At 72.5% G+C, this 17562-nt stretch carries 15 protein-coding genes; 9 read left to right on the top strand and 6 right to left on the bottom strand.

All coding sequences use genetic code 11. From position 1 onward, the window contains the following. Nucleotides 1-18 precede the first annotated feature (18 nt). Nucleotides 19-1230: an MFS transporter gene (locus HTZ77_RS01945; RefSeq protein WP_175587653.1), complete on the top strand. Its 1212-nt coding sequence runs from the start codon at nucleotides 19-21 to the stop codon at nucleotides 1228-1230. Here HTZ77_RS01945 and HTZ77_RS01940 read toward each other — a convergent pair. The 3 genes from HTZ77_RS01940 to HTZ77_RS01930 all read right to left on the bottom strand — a co-directional run bounded on the left by HTZ77_RS01940 (nucleotide 1170) and on the right by HTZ77_RS01930 (nucleotide 4610). Then, nucleotides 1170-1676 (bottom strand): methylated-DNA--[protein]-cysteine S-methyltransferase, encoded by a 507-nt coding sequence (locus HTZ77_RS01940; RefSeq protein ID WP_175587652.1) that lies wholly within the window; start codon nucleotides 1674-1676, stop codon nucleotides 1170-1172. The two genes, HTZ77_RS01945 and HTZ77_RS01940, sit on opposite strands and share 61 nt — an antisense overlap. Next, a complete protein-coding gene (locus tag HTZ77_RS01935; RefSeq protein WP_175587651.1) occupies nucleotides 1673-3235 on the bottom strand; it encodes a DNA-3-methyladenine glycosylase 2 family protein in 1563 nt (520 codons plus the stop codon). Before HTZ77_RS01935 ends, HTZ77_RS01940 begins: the two co-directional genes overlap by 4 nt. Before the next feature lie 160 nt (nucleotides 3236-3395). Beyond that, nucleotides 3396-4610: an MFS transporter gene (locus HTZ77_RS01930; protein WP_235994122.1), complete on the bottom strand. Its 1215-nt coding sequence runs from the start codon at nucleotides 4608-4610 to the stop codon at nucleotides 3396-3398. Between the two features lie 121 nt (nucleotides 4611-4731). Here HTZ77_RS01930 and HTZ77_RS01925 point away from each other — a divergent pair, with 121 nt between their 5' ends. The 4 genes from HTZ77_RS01925 to HTZ77_RS01910 all read left to right on the top strand — a co-directional run bounded on the left by HTZ77_RS01925 (nucleotide 4732) and on the right by HTZ77_RS01910 (nucleotide 8749). Beyond that, nucleotides 4732-5703, top strand: coding sequence for an ArsR/SmtB family transcription factor (locus HTZ77_RS01925; RefSeq protein WP_175587649.1), 972 nt, complete (start codon nucleotides 4732-4734; stop codon nucleotides 5701-5703). A gap of 59 nt (nucleotides 5704-5762) precedes the next feature. Continuing rightward, nucleotides 5763-6092 (top strand): ArsR/SmtB family transcription factor, encoded by a 330-nt coding sequence (locus HTZ77_RS01920; protein ID WP_175587648.1) that lies wholly within the window; start codon nucleotides 5763-5765, stop codon nucleotides 6090-6092. Further along, nucleotides 6089-6358: a hypothetical protein gene (locus HTZ77_RS01915; RefSeq protein WP_175587647.1), complete on the top strand. Its 270-nt coding sequence runs from the start codon at nucleotides 6089-6091 to the stop codon at nucleotides 6356-6358. The genes HTZ77_RS01920 and HTZ77_RS01915 overlap by 4 nt, the downstream gene beginning before the upstream one ends. A gap of 120 nt (nucleotides 6359-6478) precedes the next feature. After that, nucleotides 6479-8749, top strand: coding sequence for an MMPL family transporter (locus HTZ77_RS01910; protein ID WP_175587646.1), 2271 nt, complete (start codon nucleotides 6479-6481; stop codon nucleotides 8747-8749). Here HTZ77_RS01910 and HTZ77_RS01905 read toward each other — a convergent pair. Both HTZ77_RS01905 and HTZ77_RS01900 read right to left on the bottom strand, forming a co-directional pair. Then, nucleotides 8707-9648, bottom strand: a complete 942-nt coding sequence (locus tag HTZ77_RS01905) for an NYN domain-containing protein (protein ID WP_175587645.1) — start codon at nucleotides 9646-9648, stop codon at nucleotides 8707-8709. The genes HTZ77_RS01910 and HTZ77_RS01905 overlap by 43 nt on opposite strands. A 108-nt stretch (nucleotides 9649-9756) precedes the next feature. Beyond that, a complete protein-coding gene (locus tag HTZ77_RS01900; protein WP_175587644.1) occupies nucleotides 9757-9957 on the bottom strand; it encodes an acyl-CoA carboxylase subunit epsilon in 201 nt (66 codons plus the stop codon). Nucleotides 9958-10058: 101 nt separating this feature from the next. On the opposite strand from HTZ77_RS01900, the gene HTZ77_RS01895 reads away from it, so the two are divergent. Further along, the gene (locus tag HTZ77_RS01895; RefSeq protein ID WP_175587643.1) at nucleotides 10059-10859 is read left to right on the top strand and encodes an RNA-guided endonuclease InsQ/TnpB family protein; all 801 of its coding nucleotides are present in this window, start codon (nucleotides 10059-10061) and stop codon (nucleotides 10857-10859) included. 14 nt (nucleotides 10860-10873) lie between these two features. On the opposite strand, the gene HTZ77_RS01890 is transcribed toward HTZ77_RS01895, so the two are convergent. Continuing rightward, complete coding sequence (locus HTZ77_RS01890) at nucleotides 10874-12457, bottom strand: acyl-CoA carboxylase subunit beta (protein ID WP_175587642.1); 1584 nt, start codon at nucleotides 12455-12457, stop codon at nucleotides 10874-10876. A 36-nt stretch (nucleotides 12458-12493) separates the two neighbouring features. On the opposite strand from HTZ77_RS01890, the gene HTZ77_RS01885 reads away from it, so the two are divergent. The 3 genes from HTZ77_RS01885 to HTZ77_RS01875 all read left to right on the top strand — a co-directional run bounded on the left by HTZ77_RS01885 (nucleotide 12494) and on the right by HTZ77_RS01875 (nucleotide 17543). Then, the gene (locus tag HTZ77_RS01885; protein WP_175587641.1) at nucleotides 12494-13288 is read left to right on the top strand and encodes an ABC transporter ATP-binding protein; all 795 of its coding nucleotides are present in this window, start codon (nucleotides 12494-12496) and stop codon (nucleotides 13286-13288) included. Continuing rightward, nucleotides 13285-14853 carry a hypothetical protein gene (locus tag HTZ77_RS01880; protein WP_328808368.1) on the top strand — a complete coding sequence of 523 codons (1569 nt, stop codon included), beginning with the start codon at nucleotides 13285-13287 and terminating at the stop codon, nucleotides 14851-14853. The genes HTZ77_RS01885 and HTZ77_RS01880 overlap by 4 nt, the downstream gene beginning before the upstream one ends. Nucleotides 14854-14921: 68 nt before the next feature. After that, complete coding sequence (locus HTZ77_RS01875; protein ID WP_175587640.1) at nucleotides 14922-17543, top strand: phosphoenolpyruvate carboxylase; 2622 nt, start codon at nucleotides 14922-14924, stop codon at nucleotides 17541-17543. Nucleotides 17544-17562: the final 19 nt, after the last annotated feature.

The following is a 17562-nucleotide window of genomic DNA, read 5'->3' as shown; positions in this document are numbered from 1 at the left end:
TCGTCTGAGGAGTATTCTATGCCTCTCGCTCTGTTCGCCCTCGCGATCAGCGCCTTCGGCATCGGGACCACGGAGTTCATCATCAACGGGCTGCTGCCCGACCTGGCGGCGGACTTCGGTGTCACCATCCCCACCGCCGGTCTGCTGGTCTCCGGGTACGCGCTGGGCGTGGCCGTCGGCGGACCGCCGCTGACCATGCTCGGCGGCCGGCTGCCCCGCAAGACCATGCTGCTGGCCCTGATGGTGCTGTTCATCGCCGGCAACCTGCTCTCCGCGCTCGCGCCCTCGTACGGCGTGCTCATGGTGGGCCGGGTGCTGGCCGCCTTCGCGCACGGCGCCTACTTCGGCGTCGGCTCCGTGGTGGCCGCCGACCTCGTCGCGCCGCAGAAGCGGGCCAGCGCCATCGCGCTCATGTTCACCGGCCTGACCCTGGCCAACGTGGCCGGCGTGCCGCTCGGCACCTGGGTCGGCCAGAGTCTCGGCTGGCGGGCCACGTTCTGGCTGGTCGTCGCGATCGGCGTGGTCGGCTTCGCCGGCGTGCTGGCCCTGGTGCCGCGCCGGCCGCGCCCTGAGGGCGGCGTGCTGCGCGAGCTGGCCACGTTCCGCTCGGGCGGGGTGTGGCTGGCGCTGGCGATGACGGTGTTCGGATTCGCCCCGGTGTTCGCGGTCATCACGTTCGTGGCGCCCATGATGACCGACGTCGGCGGGTTCTCCGCCGGTGCGGTGCCCGTGGTCATGGCGCTGTTCGGCGTCGGGCTCGTCGTGGGCAATCTTCTCGGCGGGCGGCTCGCCGACCGGGCCGTCATGCCGGCCATCTACGGCTCGGTCGGGCTGCTCACGGTGCTGGCCGTCGTGCTCGCGCTGGTCGCGCGCAACCAGATCGCGTTCATGGTGGTGATCGCGCTGTTCGGCTTGGCGGGGTTCGCCACGGTGCCGCCGCTGCAGACCCGCGTGCTGGACGCCGCGGCGGGCGCGCCCACGCTGGCCTCGGCCGCCAACATCGGCGCCTTCAACGTGGGCAACGCCATCGGCTCGTTCACGGCCGGCCTCACGATCGAGGCCGGGCTCGGGTACGTGGCTCCCGCCTGGACCGCCGGCCTGCTCGGCGTCGCCGGGCTGGCGGTGGCGGCCGTGGCGGGACTCCACGCCCAGCGCGTACGAACGCGGGATCAGGAGGCGCGGTTCGCGGACTCGTGCGCGAGCAGCCACTCCTTGACCGGCACGCCGTAGAGGTAGCCGCCGTAGCCGCCGCTGCTGGGCAGCACGCGGTGGCACGGCACGAACGGCGCGATGAGGTTCTGGGAGCAGGCCGAGCCCGCCACCCTGGCCGCCGTCCGCGGCAGGCCGGCCCGCTCGGCCAGCTCCGCGTACGACACCGTGGTGCCCGCCCGGACCTCGCGCAGCGCCTGGTGGAGCCGCTTGCGGGTCGCGCTGCCCGGCTGCTCGACCGGGATCTCGTCGAGCGCGTCGAGGTCGCCGTCGAAGTAGTCGCGCACCGCCTGGCTGATGGGGCCGAGGTCGTCCACGACCTTCATGCCCTCCGCCTGGAGCTCCGGCGTGAGCCGGGCCAGCATCTCGCCGGGCTCGCCGGTGAAACCGGCCGCGACCAGCACGCCCTGCCGTACGAGCAGGGAGAGGGAGCCGATCGGGGTGGGCAGGACCTGTGCTTCGATCATGATGAACTCCAGAGGTGCAGGGCGGCGTAGGCCCGCCAGGGCCGCCACCGCTCGATGTGGTCGTGAGGGATGCCCAGGGCGGCCATGCGCTTGGTGAGCACCAGGTCGCCGGTGGGCCAGGCGTCGGGATCGCGCAGCGCGCGCAGCGCGATGTAGCTGGCGGTCCACGGGCCGATGCCCGGGACGTCGAGCAGAGCCTGCACGGCCTCGGCGGGCTCCTGGCCGCCGTCGAGGTCGAGCAGGCCGTCCGCCACCCGGGTGGCCAGTTCCTTGAGGGTGAGGACGCGGCGCCCGGTCAGGCCGAGCCCCTCCAGGTCGGCCTCCAGCAGCTCGCCGGCCGAGGGGAACAGCAGGCCGGGCGTCTCGGGGTTCTCGCCCCCCGCCGGACGGCCGGCCCGGGTGACGATGCGTCCGAGCAGCGTACGGGCGCCCGCGACGGAGATCTGCTGCCCCACCACGGCCCGCACCGCCAGCTCGAACCCGTCGAACGTCCCCGGCACCCGCAACCCCGGCCGGGCCTCCACCAGAGGGCGCAGCGAGGTCTGCCCGAGCGCGTCGGCGATCGCGCCGGGGTCGGCGTCGAGGTCGAGCAGGCGGCGGCAGCGGGCCACGATCCGGGCGAGTTGCCGCGTGTCGTCCACCGCCACGTCCAGCGCGATGTGCCCGGGGCGCGGGGTGAGCGTGATGACGCCTCCGGGCACGGCCCGGCTGTAGGAGCCGGCCGTGACCGTCTCCAGGCCCGGGATCGCGCGCGAGGTCAGGAACGAGAAGACGCCCTCCACGTCGTACGGCTCCCGCCGGTGCAGCCGCAGCCGCAGCGGCGACCCGACCAGCGGCGCCCGCGCCCCGTCAGCCCGTGTCCCGTCAGCCCGTGCCTCGTCGGCCAGTGTCCCGCCGGCCCGCGCCCGGCCGGTCCGCACTCCGTCAGCCCGCGCTCCGTCGGCGCGCGCTTGGGAGCTCCGCGCGTCGGCGGCGGACCGGGTGGGGCCGCCGGCCGTGGCGCGCAGCTCGCTCGGCGTGAACCCGTACGTCTCGCGCATGGCCGCGTTGAACTGCCGCACGCTGCCGAACCCGGAGGCGAACGCCACATCCGTGACCGGCAGGTCCGTCTCCGTGAGGAGCTGCTTGGCCAGCAGCAGCCGCTTGGTCCTGGCCACGGCCAGCGGCCCGACGCCCAGCTCGGCGACGAACAGCCGGTGCAGGTGGCGCTCGGTGATGTGCAGCCGCGCGGCCAGCCCGGCCACGCCCCGCTCGTCGGCCGCGCCGTCGTCGATCAGGCGCAGCGCCCGGCCGACGAGGTCGCCCCGCACGTCCCAGCCGGGGTCGCCCGGGGACAGCTCGGGCCGGCACCGCTTGCACGGCCGGAAGCCGGCGGCCTCCGCCGAGGCGGCGTGCCGGTAGAACCGCACGTTCCTGGAGGCGGGGGTGCGCGCCGGGCAGATCGGCCGGCAGTAGATGCGCGTGGTCGTCACCGCCGTGTAGAAACGCCCGTCGAAGCGGGCGTCCCGGGCGGAGACCGCCCGGTAACAGGAGTCGAAGTCGAGCTCGAGTGGTGACATGCCTACGACGGTATGCGCAGGCACCGACAGGCGGCTGGCGGAAATCGGACCTCAGCGTGAAAGCGCAGGTCAGCAGGTCGTACGGGGTGACTGGCGGAAATCGGACCCAACCGGAGGGCGAGATCAACACCGCCGGCGCGGCGTCGACGCCGGCGCGGCGTCAGCGCTGGTGGCGCAGCGGCGAGAGGACGACCGGCAGCCAGCTCAGCGCCATGATCACCGCGCCCGTCCAGAGCGCCGCCCGCACGCCCCACACCTCGCCCAGCACCCCGGCGAGCAACCCGCCGAGACCGACCGCGCCGGTGAGGACGAGGCGCAGCGTGGCGTTCACCCGGCCGAGCATGCCGTCGGGAATCATCCGCTGCCGCACGCTGACCAGCAGCACGTTGTTGACCCCCGTGCGGAACGCCAGCACGAACCACGCTGCCGCCGCGGCCCACAGCCACGGGCCGCGGTCCAGGAACGGGACCACCAGCGCGGCCGGCACGGCGGCGAGGCTGACGAGCAGCGTCGCCCGCCCGGGGCCGAGGCGGCGGCCGAACAGGTGCGCCGAGAACGACCCGGCCAGCCCGCCCAGCCCGCCCGTCGCGAGGTACGCCCCGAGCACCCACTCCGGATAGCCGAGCTCCCGGACCAGGAGGACGGGCAGCAGCACCGAGCACAGGGGGAAGGCGAGGTTCGCCATCGCCCCCATCGCCGACATCCCGACGAGGACCGGGTTGCCGAGCAGGAAGCGCACGCCTTCGGCGATCTGCCGGCCCAGGCCCAGCCCCTGCCCCTCCGTGGGGGCGGCCCGGCCGGACGGCGGCTCGGGGACGTGGCGCAGCCAGGCGGCCGACCACAGGTAGCTGACGGCGTCCAGCAGCAGCGCCACGGGCGCGCCCACGGCCTGCGCCAGGACCCCGCCCACGCTCTTGCCGGTGACGTCCATGCCGGCCGAGGTGCCGACGAGCAGCGCGTTGGCCGCCGTCAGCCGGTCGCGCCCGACGAGCGCCGGCAGCACGCTCACGGCCGCCAGGTCGAACACCAGCGTCGCGGCCCCCCCGAGCATCGCCACCGCGTAGAGCTGTCCCATGCCGAGCCATCCCGCCCACCAGGCGACCGGTACGGACAGCAGCACGATCGCCCGAACCAGGTCCATGACGACCATGAGGCGTCGCCGCCGGGCGCGGTCCACCCAGACGCCGGCGGGCAGGCCGAGCACCAGCACCGTGAGCGTGCCGAGCGCGCTGAGCAGCCCCACCTCGCCCGGGCCCGCGCCGAGCGCCGTGACCGCGAGCAGGGGGAGGGCGACCTGGCTGATCTGGCTGCCGAGCCCGCTGACCGCGCCGGCGGTGTAGAGGTTGCGGAAGCCACGCTGCCGCAGTAACGGCATCTCGGCGGAAGCGACGGAAGCGACGGGAGCGACCGGACCAGGAGAGGAGGTAGAAGCCATACCGCTGACGATGCTGAAATATCGGGGTACAGCGCTATCGATGAAGCGAGGCGTTCATCCAATGCCCCTCACCCTGTCCTTCACCGCCCAGGACATGGCCAACATCCGCTTCGCCGTCTCGCCCATCGGCGAGGTCGTGGCCAGCGCGCGCGTGGTCAAGGACCCCGCCGCGCACCCCGCGCTGCGCCCCTGGGCCGAGCAGGTGCGCCGCCGCCTGGCCGACGTCGACTGGCGCCTGCTGTCGGACCTCGTGCCCGTGCCGACCGTCTCGATCGCCGGCTTCACCTGCACCCCGCCGTCCACCTCGACGCCCGACCTGGAGGTGGAGCTGGCCACGATGCGGGCCGCCGGCGACCGCGTCCGCTCCGACCTCGACACCGTGGGCGGCCCCCGCACCCCGCGCGTCCAGGCCCTGTACGACGACCCGGACACGGGGCTCGAACGCCTCGCCGAGGAGGTCGGCGCCTACTGGGAGGCGGCCATCGCCCCGTACTGGCCGCGGATCAGGTCGCTGCTCGACGGCGAGGTCCTGCGCCGCGCCAGGCTGCTCGCGGAGGGCGGCGCGGACCGCATGCTGGCCGACCTCGACGACTCGGTCACCTGGCAGGACGGGCGGCTGCACCTGCGGCACCGCTACGTCTCCGGCGTGCGTTCGCTGCGCGGGCTCGGCCTGCTGCTGGTGCCGTGCGTGTTCGCCTGGCCCAGGGTCTTCTCCGTCACGACGCCGCCGTACCAGCCGACGGTCCGCTACCCGCCCCGCGGCGTGGCGACGCTCTGGGAGCGGAACACCGTGGACGCGCCCGAGGCGCTGGCCACGGTGCTCGGCCGCACCCGGGCGCGGCTGCTGGCCGAGCTCGACCAGCCCGCCTCCACGCAGGACCTGGCCCGGCGCACCGCGCTGACCGAGCCCGGCGTGAGCCGGCACCTCGTCGCGCTGCGCGCCGCGGGCCTGTGCACGGCGCACCGCACCGGCAGGTACGTCCTGTATGCGCGCACGGCGGTGGCCGAGGCGCTCCTCGCCCACCGCGGTTGAGGGCTGAAGGCCAATCGGCACGTGCTAAGTTTTGTTGGCATGTGCCGCTGGATGTTGACATGACCGACTCCGCGCCGGCGGGCGACGACCTGGTGCGGGTGCTGGCCACCCTCTCCAACCCGCACCGGTTGCGCGTCGTCGCGGCGCTCACACGCGGGCGCACCTACGTGAGTCAGCTCGCGCGCCAGCTCGACATCAGCAGAGCACTCCTCCAGGTCCACCTGAAGAAGCTTGAGGCGGCCGGTCTGGTCAGCTCCCAGCTCGAACTGTCGGAAGACGGAAAAGCGATGAAGTTCTACGAGATGAAACCGTTCTCGATCCACCTGACCCCGGAGTCCATCGCGGACGCCGTGGAGACACTGACCGACGAGAAGGGATCTTCCCGGTGAACGAGCACGAGTGGCAGGAGGTCATCGGCACCATCGGCATCTTCGTCCTGCTCACCGCAGTGATCATCACGGTGCTCTGCCAGGTGGCCGTCACCTGGCGGGCCAAGGCGCGGCTCGCGCGCGAGAGCGAGTACCGGGCGCTGGCCGAGAGCGCGGTCGCGGGCCAGCGGGCCGTCGAACGGCGGCTGGAGGAGATAGGCCGGCACGTCTCGGAGCTGAGCGGCCGTACCGACTCGATCGAACGGATCCTCAAAGACGTCGAGTGACCCCGTGGACAACCCTGGGCCGCCGAGCGGCAACTCGACGGCCCAGGCACGGAGCAACGAACCACCTCGCCCAGGGCGAGTTTCCACAGGTACGTTCCACCAAGGACAGGAGAGCAGCCGATGCTGCCCGAAAGCAAATCCACCTCCCCTCCACCCCCCGGTCCGGGCACACCCGCACGGTCCCGGACCCGTCCCGGCGTCGTCGAGACCGTCGCGAACTGGTCGGCGCGTCACCGCGTCCTGGCGATCTGCGGCTGGCTCGCGCTGGTCGTGCTCGCGGTCCTGGCGGGGGCGTCGACCGGTGGCGAGCACGCGCGGGCGGTCGATCCCGGCGAGGCCGGCCGAGCCCAGCTCATGATCGACGCCCAGCGGGCGGTCGGCTCCGTCCGCGAGAACGTGCTGGTCCAGCCGCGGCAGGCCGGGGGCGGCCGGCGGTTCACGGACGACCCGGACCTGCGCGAGGCCGTCGGCGACCTGGTGAGCCGGCTGCGACGGACGGGGGCGGCCGTGCGGGACGTCGGCTCGCCGGCGAGCGCCGACGGCGAGCGCTGGATCTCGCGTGACGGCCGCTCGGCGCTGGTCACCTTCGAGGTGGCCGGCCCGGACGAACGCCTGGAGGACAACCACGCGGCGGCCGAGCGCGCCGTGAAGGAGGCCGGGGAACGGCATCCGGACGTGCGGTTCCTCCAGGCGGGCGACCGCAGCCTGTCGGCGGCCGTCAACGACGGGATCAAGGACGACTTCGCGCGGGCCGAGCGCACCTCGCTGCCGCTCACCGTGCTCGTCCTGCTGGGCGTCTTCGGCTCGCTGGTCGCGGCGGGCATACCGCTGCTGCTGGCGGCGACCGCGCTGGCGGGCACGTTCGGACTCCTGGAGCTCGTCCGCCTGTGGGTGCCGTTCAACAGCGCCGCCTCGGCCATCGTGCTGCTGATCGGGATGGCCGTGGGCGTCGACTACTCGCTGTTCTACCTGCGCCGGCTCCGCGAGGAACGGGCCACGGGCAAGGGGGCGCGCGAGGCGCTGCGGGTCACCGCGCACACCTCGGGCCACGCCATCGTGGCGTCCGGCGTCACCGTGATGGTGTGCGCGCTCGGGCTTCTGCTGACCGGGGTGGACGTCTTCAAGGGGCTCACCGCGGGAACGCTGCTGGTGGTCGGCCTGTCCGTGCTCGGCTCCGTGACGGTGCTCCCGGCGCTGCTCGCGGCGCTCGGCGACCGGGTGGACCTGGCCCTCATCCCCTGGCTGGGGCGGCGGCGCATCGCCGCCTCGGAGTCGCGCCTGTGGGGCCGCGTCGCGCGGGCGGTCGTCCGCCGGCCCGTGGTGAGCGGCGCGGCGACGGTCGCGGTCCTGCTCGCCATGGCGCTGCCCGTGCTGGGGATCCGGCTGCAGGACGCGGCGGTGACGGCCAGCCTGCCGCCCGGCACGTCGGCCGCCGTGGACGCCGCCTCGGCCATGCAGCGCGCGTTCCCAGGCGCGGCGACCGCGGCGCGGCTGGTCGTCACCCGTACGGACGGGACGTCCGCGGACACCCCCGCCGTGCGCCGGGCGATCGGCGCGCTGCACGGTCAGGCCGCCGCGAGCGGGGGACTCCTCCTGGAGCCGATCACCACGGTGCCGGTCGGCCGGGCGATGGTGGTGCGGGTGCCGCTGGCGGGCGCGGTCACGGACCCGGTGGCCGACCGCGCGCTGACCGCGTTGCGCGAGCGCGTCCTGCCCGCGACGCTCGGCGCGGTGGACGGTGTCGCCTACGCCGTCGGCGGCAAGACCGCCATGCCGCACGACTTCGCCGAGCAGGTCGACCGCCGTACCCCGGCCGTCTTCGGGTTCGTGCTGGTGCTGGCGTTCGTGCTGCTGGCGGTGACGTTCCGGTCGTGGGCCGTGTCGCTGATGTCGATCGGGCTCAACCTGCTGTCCATCGGGGCCTCGTACGGGGTGCTCGTCTGGGTCTTCCAGGACGGCCACCTGGAGTCGCTGCTCGGATTCACCTCGTACGGCGGCGTGGTGAGCTGGCTGCCGCTGTTCATGTTCATCGTGCTGTTCGGGCTGAGCATGGACTACCACATCTTCGTGCTCAGCCGGATCAGGGAACGCCGGGCCGGCGGCGCCTCCGCACGGGAGGCGGTGGCCGGGGGCATCGCGGCGAGCGCCGGGGTGGTCAGCGGCGCGGCCCTGATCATGACGGGGGTCTTCACCGTGTTCGTGACCCTGTCCGCCATCGAGTACAAGATGCTGGGTCTCGGCATGGCCCTGGCCATCCTGCTCGACGCCACCGTGGTGCGCGGCGTGCTGCTGCCCGCCGCGATGTCCCTGCTCGGAGAGCGGGCCTGGCGGGGCCCGCTCTCCGGCGGTCACTTCGACGAGACGCCGACCCCGAGGTCGAACTCCCGGTAGACCCGCGCCCAGAACCCGTCGCGCAGCCACACCCTGGCCTCGGGGAAGGGCCGCAGCGAGTGGCCCAGCTCCTTCTCGGCCTCGATCAGCAGCTCCGTGTCGATGACCGTGGGCAGGATCGGCCCGGGCAGCAGGTCGCGGATGTTGTCGCGGCCACGCGTGAGGATCCACTTCTGGGCCACGTGCTCGCCGACGTCCTCCACCCGCGGGCGGCTGGGCCCCAGCTTGGCGACCTGGCCGGGCTTGACCTGAGGCTTGCTGGGCGCCCGTCCGGCGAACACCTGCGCGGGCGACGGCGCGGCCACCGGCGGGGCGACCGGGACGGGCTGCGGAGCACGGCTGAAAAAGGGCCTCAGGAAATCAGCGGAGATCACTTCGACGGTGTCGGACTCCCACACGAGCCGCTCGGCCTGGTTGGTGCCGTACGGCGGCTCGACGCCCCACAGGTGGATGCGCACGCCGTACGCCTGGGCGGCCTCCACCGCGGGCACCATGTCCTCGTCGCCCGCCAGCAGGATCGTGTCGGTCACCGCGTGGTGGCGCGCCAGCGCCTCCAGGTCGCTCCTGATCTGCGCGTCGACGCCCTTCTGCTGGCCGCGGGCGTTGAGGTTGCCAAGCCGTACCTTCACCCACGGAAGCTGGGCGATGACCCGCTGGTCGACGGTGGGCACGCGGTCGCGGGCGGCGTCATACCAATAGATCCGCAGCAGCTCACCGGAAATACGGGCCATCGCGTGTTTCTGCAGACTCTGGATCAGCTCGTCCGCGGCCACCCGGTATTCTTTGCGTTCCTTGGCCCCCAGCAGGACTTCCCCCGCGGCGGCGTACAGATATCCGACATCCACGAGGACGGCGTACTTGGCCGCCACAGGATGCGGCATGAGGTCTGGGATGGCCATGATGTCCTCCAGGCCGCAGCGTTAGTTGATCGGCCGACTATATACTCCTGCTTTTTTCTAGATAGTCCCAAGTCCCTGGGGAGTTGACACCCGTTTCCTGGGATCTCGCTAGGGCAGGGCGCTCATCCGCCAAGCCGCCTTCCCCGGAGAGAGAGGCTTACGCATGCTTCTAGCTGGGTTTCGCCACATTTGTGGAGCCGGGGCGGCGGCCGGTCGCGCGGGCGCCGCCCGGGTGGCCAGAACGGCCACGAGTGCGGCGATCTCCTCCGGCGTGGCGTCGCCCCGGACGATCCTGAGGTGCGGCTTCATCGAAACTCCTTGAACGTGGAGACTTCGGGCTTCAGCACTGGGGAGGAAACGCGACACCGCGCCGTGCTGTTTATGACAGTGCTTTTCGATAGGCTTCGAACGTGCGTACGGCTTACAAGGTGCGGGCGTACCCCACCACCGAACAGGCGGCGGTACTGAACCGCACGTTCGGCTGCGTACGCGTGGTGTGGAACCGGATCCTGGCCTGGCGGCATGCCCGCTACCACGGCGAGCGGGTCACAACGAGCTTCACGCAGGCCAACGCCCATCTCACGGCGATGAAAGCGAGCGATGAACTGGAGATCATCAACCCACGCCATCTGGCCAAACGGGAGCACAACCTGGCTCGCTACCAGCGGCGCATGGCACGCAGGCAGCGCGGTAGCGCCAACAGGGCCAAGGCGAAGGCGAAGGTCGCCCGCGCGCACCGTAAAGTCCGTTCGTCCCGCACCGACTTCCTGCACAGAACCTCGGCGCGGCTGGTTCGCGACCACGACGTGATCGTGATCGAAGACCTCGCCGTCAAGAACATGGTCCGCAACCGTAAGCTGGCCAAAGCGATCTCCGACTCCGGTTGGGGCGCCTTTCGCCGCATGCTGGAGTACAAGGCGGCCAAGAACGGTCGCCACCTGATCGTGATCGACCGCTGGTACCCCTCTTCCAAGACCTGTTCGGCGTGCGGACATCTGCTGGCCGAACTCTCTCTCAGCACCAGGACGTGGCAGTGCCAGTCCTGCGGTACCCGGCATGACCGGGACATCAACGCCGCGAAGAACATTTTGGCGGCAGGTCTTGCCGTGTCGGCCTGTGGAGGTGACGTCAGACATTCCGGGTCCTCCCGGGTGCAGTCGCCGGTGAAGCAGGAATCCCAGCCTGTGATGGCTGGAATCCCCCGCCTTTAGGCGTGGGGAGGAAGTCAAAGCGGGATGTTCCCATGCTTCTTGGCGGGGAGCGAGGCACGCTTGTTGCGCAGCGCCCGCAGCGCCCGCACCACCTGGGCGCGGGTCTCCGACGGCTTGATCACGGCGTCCACGTAACCGCGCTCGGCCGCGATGTAGGGGTTGGCCAGCGTGTCCTCGTACTCCGTGACCAGCCGGGCACGCTCGGAGTCGGGGTCCTCGGCCGCCGCCAGCTCGCGCCGGTAGAGGATGTTGACCGCGCCCTGGGCGCCCATCACCGCGATCTGCGCGGTCGGCCAGGCCAGGTTGACGTCCGCGCCGAGGTGCTTGGAGCCCATGACGTCGTACGCGCCGCCGTACGCCTTGCGGGTGATCACGGTGACGAGCGGGACGGTCGCCTCGGCGTAGGCGTAGAGGAGCTTGGCGCCGCGCCGGATGATTCCGTTCCATTCCTGATCTGTACCCGGGAGGAATCCTGGAACATCAACAAATGTCAGGATTGGGATATTGAATGCATCACATGTTCGTATAAATCGGGCAGCCTTCTCGGAGGCGTCGATATCCAGACATCCGGCGAAATGCATGGGCTGGTTGGCCACCACGCCCACCGATTGCCCGTCCAGCCGGCCGTACCCGACCACCACGTTCGGCGCGAACAGCGCCTGGACCTCCAGGAACTCCCCGTCGTCCAGCACGTGCTCGATCACCCGGTGCATGTCGTACGGCTGGTTGGCCGAGTCGGGGATCAGCGTGTCGAGCTCCGGATCGGGCTCCAGGTCGGCCGCAGCCTCGAACGCCGGAGCCTCGTCCAGGTTGTTGGAGGGCAGGTAGGACAGCAGCGCCTTGACGTACTCCAGCGCGTCGTCCTCGTCGGTGGCCTGGTAGTGGGCCACACCCGACTTGGTGTTGTGCGTGTGCGCCCCGCCCAGCTCCTCGAACGTGACCTCCTCACCCGTCACCGTCTTGATCACGTCCGGGCCGGTGATGAACATCTGCGAGGTCTGGTCCACCATGACGACGAAGTCCGTCAGCGCGGGGGAGTACACGTGGCCGCCCGCCGCGGCGCCCATGATGAGCGAGATCTGCGGGATCACGCCGGAGGCGTGCACGTTCCGCTTGAAGATCTCCGCGTACAGGCCGAGCGCGACCACGCCCTCCTGGATGCGCGCGCCGCCGCCCTCGTTGATGCCGATGATCGGGCAGCCCGTCTTCAGCGCCATGTCCAGCACCTTGACGATCTTCTCGCCGTACACCTCGCCGAGCGAGCCGCCGAACACGGTCACGTCCTGCGAGAACACGCAGACCTGGCGCCCGTCCACGGTGCCGTAGCCGGTGATCACGCCGTCGCCGTACGGCCTGCGCCGCTCCAGCCCGAACATCGTCGAGCGGTGCCGGGCGAACTCGTCGAACTCCACGAACGAGTCCTCGTCCAGCAGCGCCAGCACCCGCTCCCGGGCCGTCATCTTGCCCCGCGCGTGCTGCTTCTCCACCGCCGCGGCTGAACCGGCGTGAACGGCCTCGTCCAGCCGCCGCTCCAGATCAGCGATCTTCCCGGCCGTGGTGTGGATGTCCGGCAGTTCTGGTATGGCGTCCGCTGTCATGCGCGCAAGGGTAATCCCTCCTCCTAGAGTGGATCCATGACGGACGCGGTTCGCACGCACGCCCTCCTCAAGCGCTACGGACCGCAGGTCGCTGTGGCGGGTGTCGATCTCGTCGTCCCGGCGGGCAGCTTCGCCGGGCTCGTCGGCCCCAACGGCGCCGGCAAGACCACCACCCTGAGCATGGTCACCGGGCTGCTCCGCCCCGACGGCGGCCGCGCCGAGGTGGGCGGCCTCGACGTGTGGCGCGACCAGCTCCAGGTCAAGGCGCGCATCGGCGTGCTGCCCGAGGGGCTGCGGCTGTTCGAACGGCTCTCGGGCCGGGAGCTGCTGCTCTACTGCGGCCGGCTGCGCGGCATCCCCAAGGCCGACGTCGAGCGGCGCGCCGCCGAGCTGCTGCGCGTCATGGACCTGGAGGACGCCGCGGGCAAGCTCGTCGTCGACTACTCCACCGGCATGCGCAAGAAGATCGGCCTGGCCGCGGCGCTGCTGCACAACCCGGCCGTGCTCTTCCTGGACGAGCCGTTCGAGGGCGTCGACCCGGTCAGCGCCAGCACGCTGACCGAGGTGCTGCGCCGCTACACCGCCTCCGGGTCCACCGTCATCTTCTCCAGCCACGTCATGGACCTGGTCGAGCGGCTGTGCGACTGGGTGTCGGTCATGAGCGGCGGTCACATCGTGGCCCAGGGCCCGATCGGCGAGGTGCGCGGCGGGCACAGCCTCAACGAGGCGTTCCTGCGGCTCGTCGGCGGCCCCCGCACCGGCGGCGACGCGGGCCTGTCCTGGCTCGGCGCCCAGCCCACGAGCCCACGGGCTTCGGGGGAGGAGGCGTGATCGGCGCGGCCGTGCTGTTCGCGCAGCTCAAGCTCCGCCTCATCGCCGGGGCCCTGCGCGGCGACCTGCAGCGCAAGCTCGGCTTCGTCTTCACCCTCGTCATGGCCGCCGGCATCGCCGTGCTCGGCTTCGGCCTCATGACGCTCGTGCGCCTCGCGCCGCGCGACGTCGCCACCGACGTCGTCATCGTGGCCTACGCCGCCATCCTGGTGGGCTGGCTGGTGGTGCCGCTGCTCGCGTTCGGGCTCGACGACACGCTCGACCCGGCGCGCCTGGCGCTGTTCCCGCTGCGCACGCGCGACCTCGCCACCGGCCTGCTCGCCGCGTCGGCCACCGGCGCCTGGCCGGTCGCCACGCTGGCCGTCGTCGCCGGCGCGCCGGCCGGCCTGGCCGACGGCCCGGGCGGCGTGCTGGTCGGGCTGGTGGCCGTGCTCCTGCAGTTCGCCCTCTGCCTGGTGTTGTCCCGGCTGGTCACCACGTCCCTGTCGGGCGCGCTGCGCACCCGGCGCGGCCGCGACCTGCTGGCCGTGGCCGCCCTGTTCGTGGTCCTGCTCGCCCAGCTCCCCAACCTGCTGCTCAACGCCAACCTCGGCGACCCCGGCGCCATGCTGCGCGGCGCGGCGGGCGTCCTGAGGTGGACGCCGCCGGGCCTGCTCGCCCATGCGATGGCCGACGGCGGGCTCGCCGGCCTGGCCGAGGTCGCCGTCGTGGCGCTGCTCGTCGTGCTGGCCGCCTGGCTGTGGATCAGGGCGCTGAACCGGGTGCTGGTCACCCCCGACGCCTCCACCCAGGCGGCCTCCGTACGCGAGGGCGGCGGGCTGGTCGACCGGTTCCTGCCCGACGGGCCGCTGGCGGCCGTGGTCGCCAAGGAGCTCAAGTACCTCCGGCGGGAGCCGCGCTTCCGGGTGCTGTGGTTCAGCGCCATCGCCGTGAGCGGCGTGATCGCGTTCTCGCTCAGCAACAACACCCCGGGCGGGGCCGGACCGTGGCTGCCCGTCGCGGTCACCTCGATGGCCGCCGTCATGATCGCGCTCCAGTCGGGCAACGTCTTCGGCATCGACGGCCCGTCCCTCTGGATGAACGTCATGGCCATCGGCTCCGAGGAGGGCTTCCGCACCGACCTGGCCGGACGGCACCTGGCCAGTGCCGTCGCCGCGACGCCGCTGCTCGTCGTCGTCGCCGTGGCGGGGTCGCTGTTCACCGGGCATCCCGGGGCCATCCCCCTGGCCGTCCTCGCCGCCTGGGGCGCGCTCGGCGTCGGGCTCGGGGTCGGCGCGGTCACCAGCGTCACCATCCCGTACACGGTGCCCGAGCGCATGAACGCCTTCACCGGCGCCGCGCCCGGACAGGGCGGCCAGGCGTTCGCCTCCGCCATGGGGGCGTTCGCCGGGATCTTCGCCCTGTCGCTGCCGCTCGCGATCCCGATCGCGCTCGGCCTCGTCTGGCTGTGCGCCGTCGCCCCGGTGTACGGGCTGCTGATCGAGACGCTCGGCCGCCGGCTGGGCGCGACCATCGGGTTCGCCCGCATGCCGGAGCTCGTGGCCGCCGTGTCCAAGCCCACGTGAGCAGTGGTCTAGTCCATTAGGTGAGACCGGACTACGGCCTCCGTCGGCGACTGGATACCCTTCGAGACATGATTGACCAGGGGATCCAGCGTCGCAGCGCCGCCGTCACCGAGATGCCCGACGAGCTGCGGCACGATGTGCGCCTGCTCGGCAAGCTGCTCGGTCAGGTCATCGCCGAGCAGGGTGGCGAGGACCTGCTGGCCGACGTCGAACGCCTGCGCAAGGCGGTCATCGCCGCGCGCCGCGGCGAGGTGTCGGCCGACGAGATCACCGCCATGGTCGAGGCATGGGAGATCGACCGGGCGGTCCAGATCGCCCGCGCGTTCACCTGCTACTTCCATCTGGCCAACCTCGCCGAGGAGCACTACCGCATCCGCACCCTGCGCGAGCGCGACACCGAGGGCGGCGTCCAGCGCGAGTCGCTGGCGCAGGCCGTCCACGAGCTGGGCGCCGACCGCGTCGCCGAGCTGGTGGAGAGCCTGGAGCTGCACCCGGTGCTCACCGCGCACCCGACCGAGGCGCGCAGGCGGGCCGTCGTCACCGCGATCCAGCGGATCAGCGGCCAGCTCACCGAGTACAACGCCCCCGGCCGCGGCGCCTCCGAGCGCGCGGAGAGCCGGCGGCGGCTGCTGGAGGAGATCGACCTGCTCTGGCGCACCGCCCACCTGCGCCCGAGCAAGCTCGACCCGCTCGACGAGGTGCGCACCGCCATGGCCGCCTTCGACGAGACGCTGTTCCGCGTCGTGCCCCAGGTCTATCGCTCCCTTGACGCGGCGCTGGCCGACGGCACGGGCACCCGGGCGCCGCTCGCCCGGCCGTTCATCCGCTACGGGAGCTGGATCGGCGGCGACCGCGACGGCAACCCCAACGTCACCGCCAAGGTCACCCGCGAGGCCGTGCAGATCCAGGCCGAGCACGTGCTGACCGCGCTGGAGAACGCCACCACCCGCATCGGCCGCACCGTCACCGCCACCGCCCAGTTCGCGCCGCCCTCGCCCGAGCTGAAGGGCGCCATCGACGCGGCCGAGGACGCCCATCCCGAGCTGGTCTCCGAGCTGGCCACCCGCTCGCCGCGTGAGCCGCACCGGCAGTGGCTGCTGTTCGTGGCCGCCCGCATCGCCGCCACCCGGCGCCGCGACCTCGACCTCGCCTACCTGTCGCCCGGCGACCTGCTCGCCGATCTGCGGCTGGCGCAGGAGTCGCTGGCCCGCCACGCCGCCCGGCAGGCGTACGGGGAGCTGCAGCACCTCATCTGGCAGGTCGAGACGTTCGGCTTCCACCTGGCCGAGCTGGAGGTGCGCCAGCACTCCCAGGTCCACGCCGCGGCCCTGGAGGAGATCCGGGCCGGCGGCGAGCTGTCGGAGCGCACGGAGGAGGTGCTGTCCACGATCCGGGTGATCGGCTGGATCCAGGAGCGGTTCGGCGTGCGCGCCTGCTCCCGCTACGTGGTCTCCTTCACCCGGGGCGCGGACGACATCGCCGCCGTCCACGAGCTGGCCGAGCACGCGCTCGGCTCGCGGGCGCCGGTGCTCGACGTGGTGCCGCTGTTCGAGTCGGGCCAGGACCTCGCCAACTCGCCCGACGTGCTGTCCGGCATGCTCGACATCCCGCGGGTGCGCGACCGGCTCGCCACCACCGGCCGGCGCATGGAGGTCATGCTCGGCTACTCCGACTCCGCCAAGGAGCTCGGCCCCGCCGCCGCCACGCTCCGGCTGTACGAGGCCCAGGAGCGGCTGACCGCCTGGGCGGCGGAGCATGACGTACGGCTGCGCATGTTCCACGGCCGCGGCGGCGCGCTGGGCCGCGGCGGCGGGCCCGCCAACCGCGCCGTGCTCGCCCAGGCGCCCGGCTCGGTCGCGGGCCGGTTCAAGGTCACCGAGCAGGGCGAGGTCATCTTCGCCCGCTACGGCCACCTGGCGATCGCCCGGCGGCACATGGAGCAGGTGGCCAACGCCGTGCTGCTCGCCTCCTCGCCCGTGGTCGGCGCCCGTACGGCCGCCGCCGCCGAGCGGTTCCGCCCGATGGCCGAGCGGGTGGCGACGGCCTCGGAGACCGCGTACCGGTCGCTCACCGAGGCGCCGGGCTTCCCCGAGTGGTTCGGCCTGGTCAGCCCGCTGGAGGAGCTGGGCTCGCTGCGGCTCGGCTCGCGCCCCGCTCGCCGCGGGCTCGGCGCGCCGCGCTCCCTGGACGACCTGCGCGCCATCCCGTGGGTGTTCGCCTGGGCGCAGACCCGGGTCAACCTGCCCGGCTGGTACGGCCTGGGCACCGGCCTCGCCTCGGTCGGCTCGCTGGACGAGCTGCGGGCCGCCTACCAGGAGTGGCCGCTGTTCAACGCGATGCTCGACAACGCCGAGATGTCGCTGGCCAAGACCGACCGCTCGATCGCCGAGCACTACCTGGAGCTGGGCGGCCGGCCCGACTTCGCCCGCCAGGTGCTGGAGGAGTACGACCTGACGCGGCGCCTGGTGCTGGAGGTGACGGGGCACACGCGGCTGCTGGAGAACCGCAAGGTCCTGTCGCGGGCCGTCCAGCTCCGCGACCCGTACGTGGACGCGCTGTCGCACCTGCAACTGCGCGCGCTGCGCGCCCTGCGCACGGGCGCCCCGTCGGAGCACGAGCGCGAGCGCCTGTCCACGCTGCTCCTGCTCTCGGTCAACGGCGTCGCGGCCGGCCTCCAGAACACCGGCTGAGCCGCGGAGCCTCCGGTGA

Origin of the sequence: Nonomuraea montanisoli, assembly GCF_013363975.1 — a bacterium.
GTDB lineage: Bacteria > Actinomycetota > Actinomycetes > Streptosporangiales > Streptosporangiaceae > Nonomuraea > Nonomuraea montanisoli.
The sequence above is the reverse complement of the archived record's forward strand: the minus strand, read 5'-3'. Positions and strand labels throughout refer to the sequence as shown.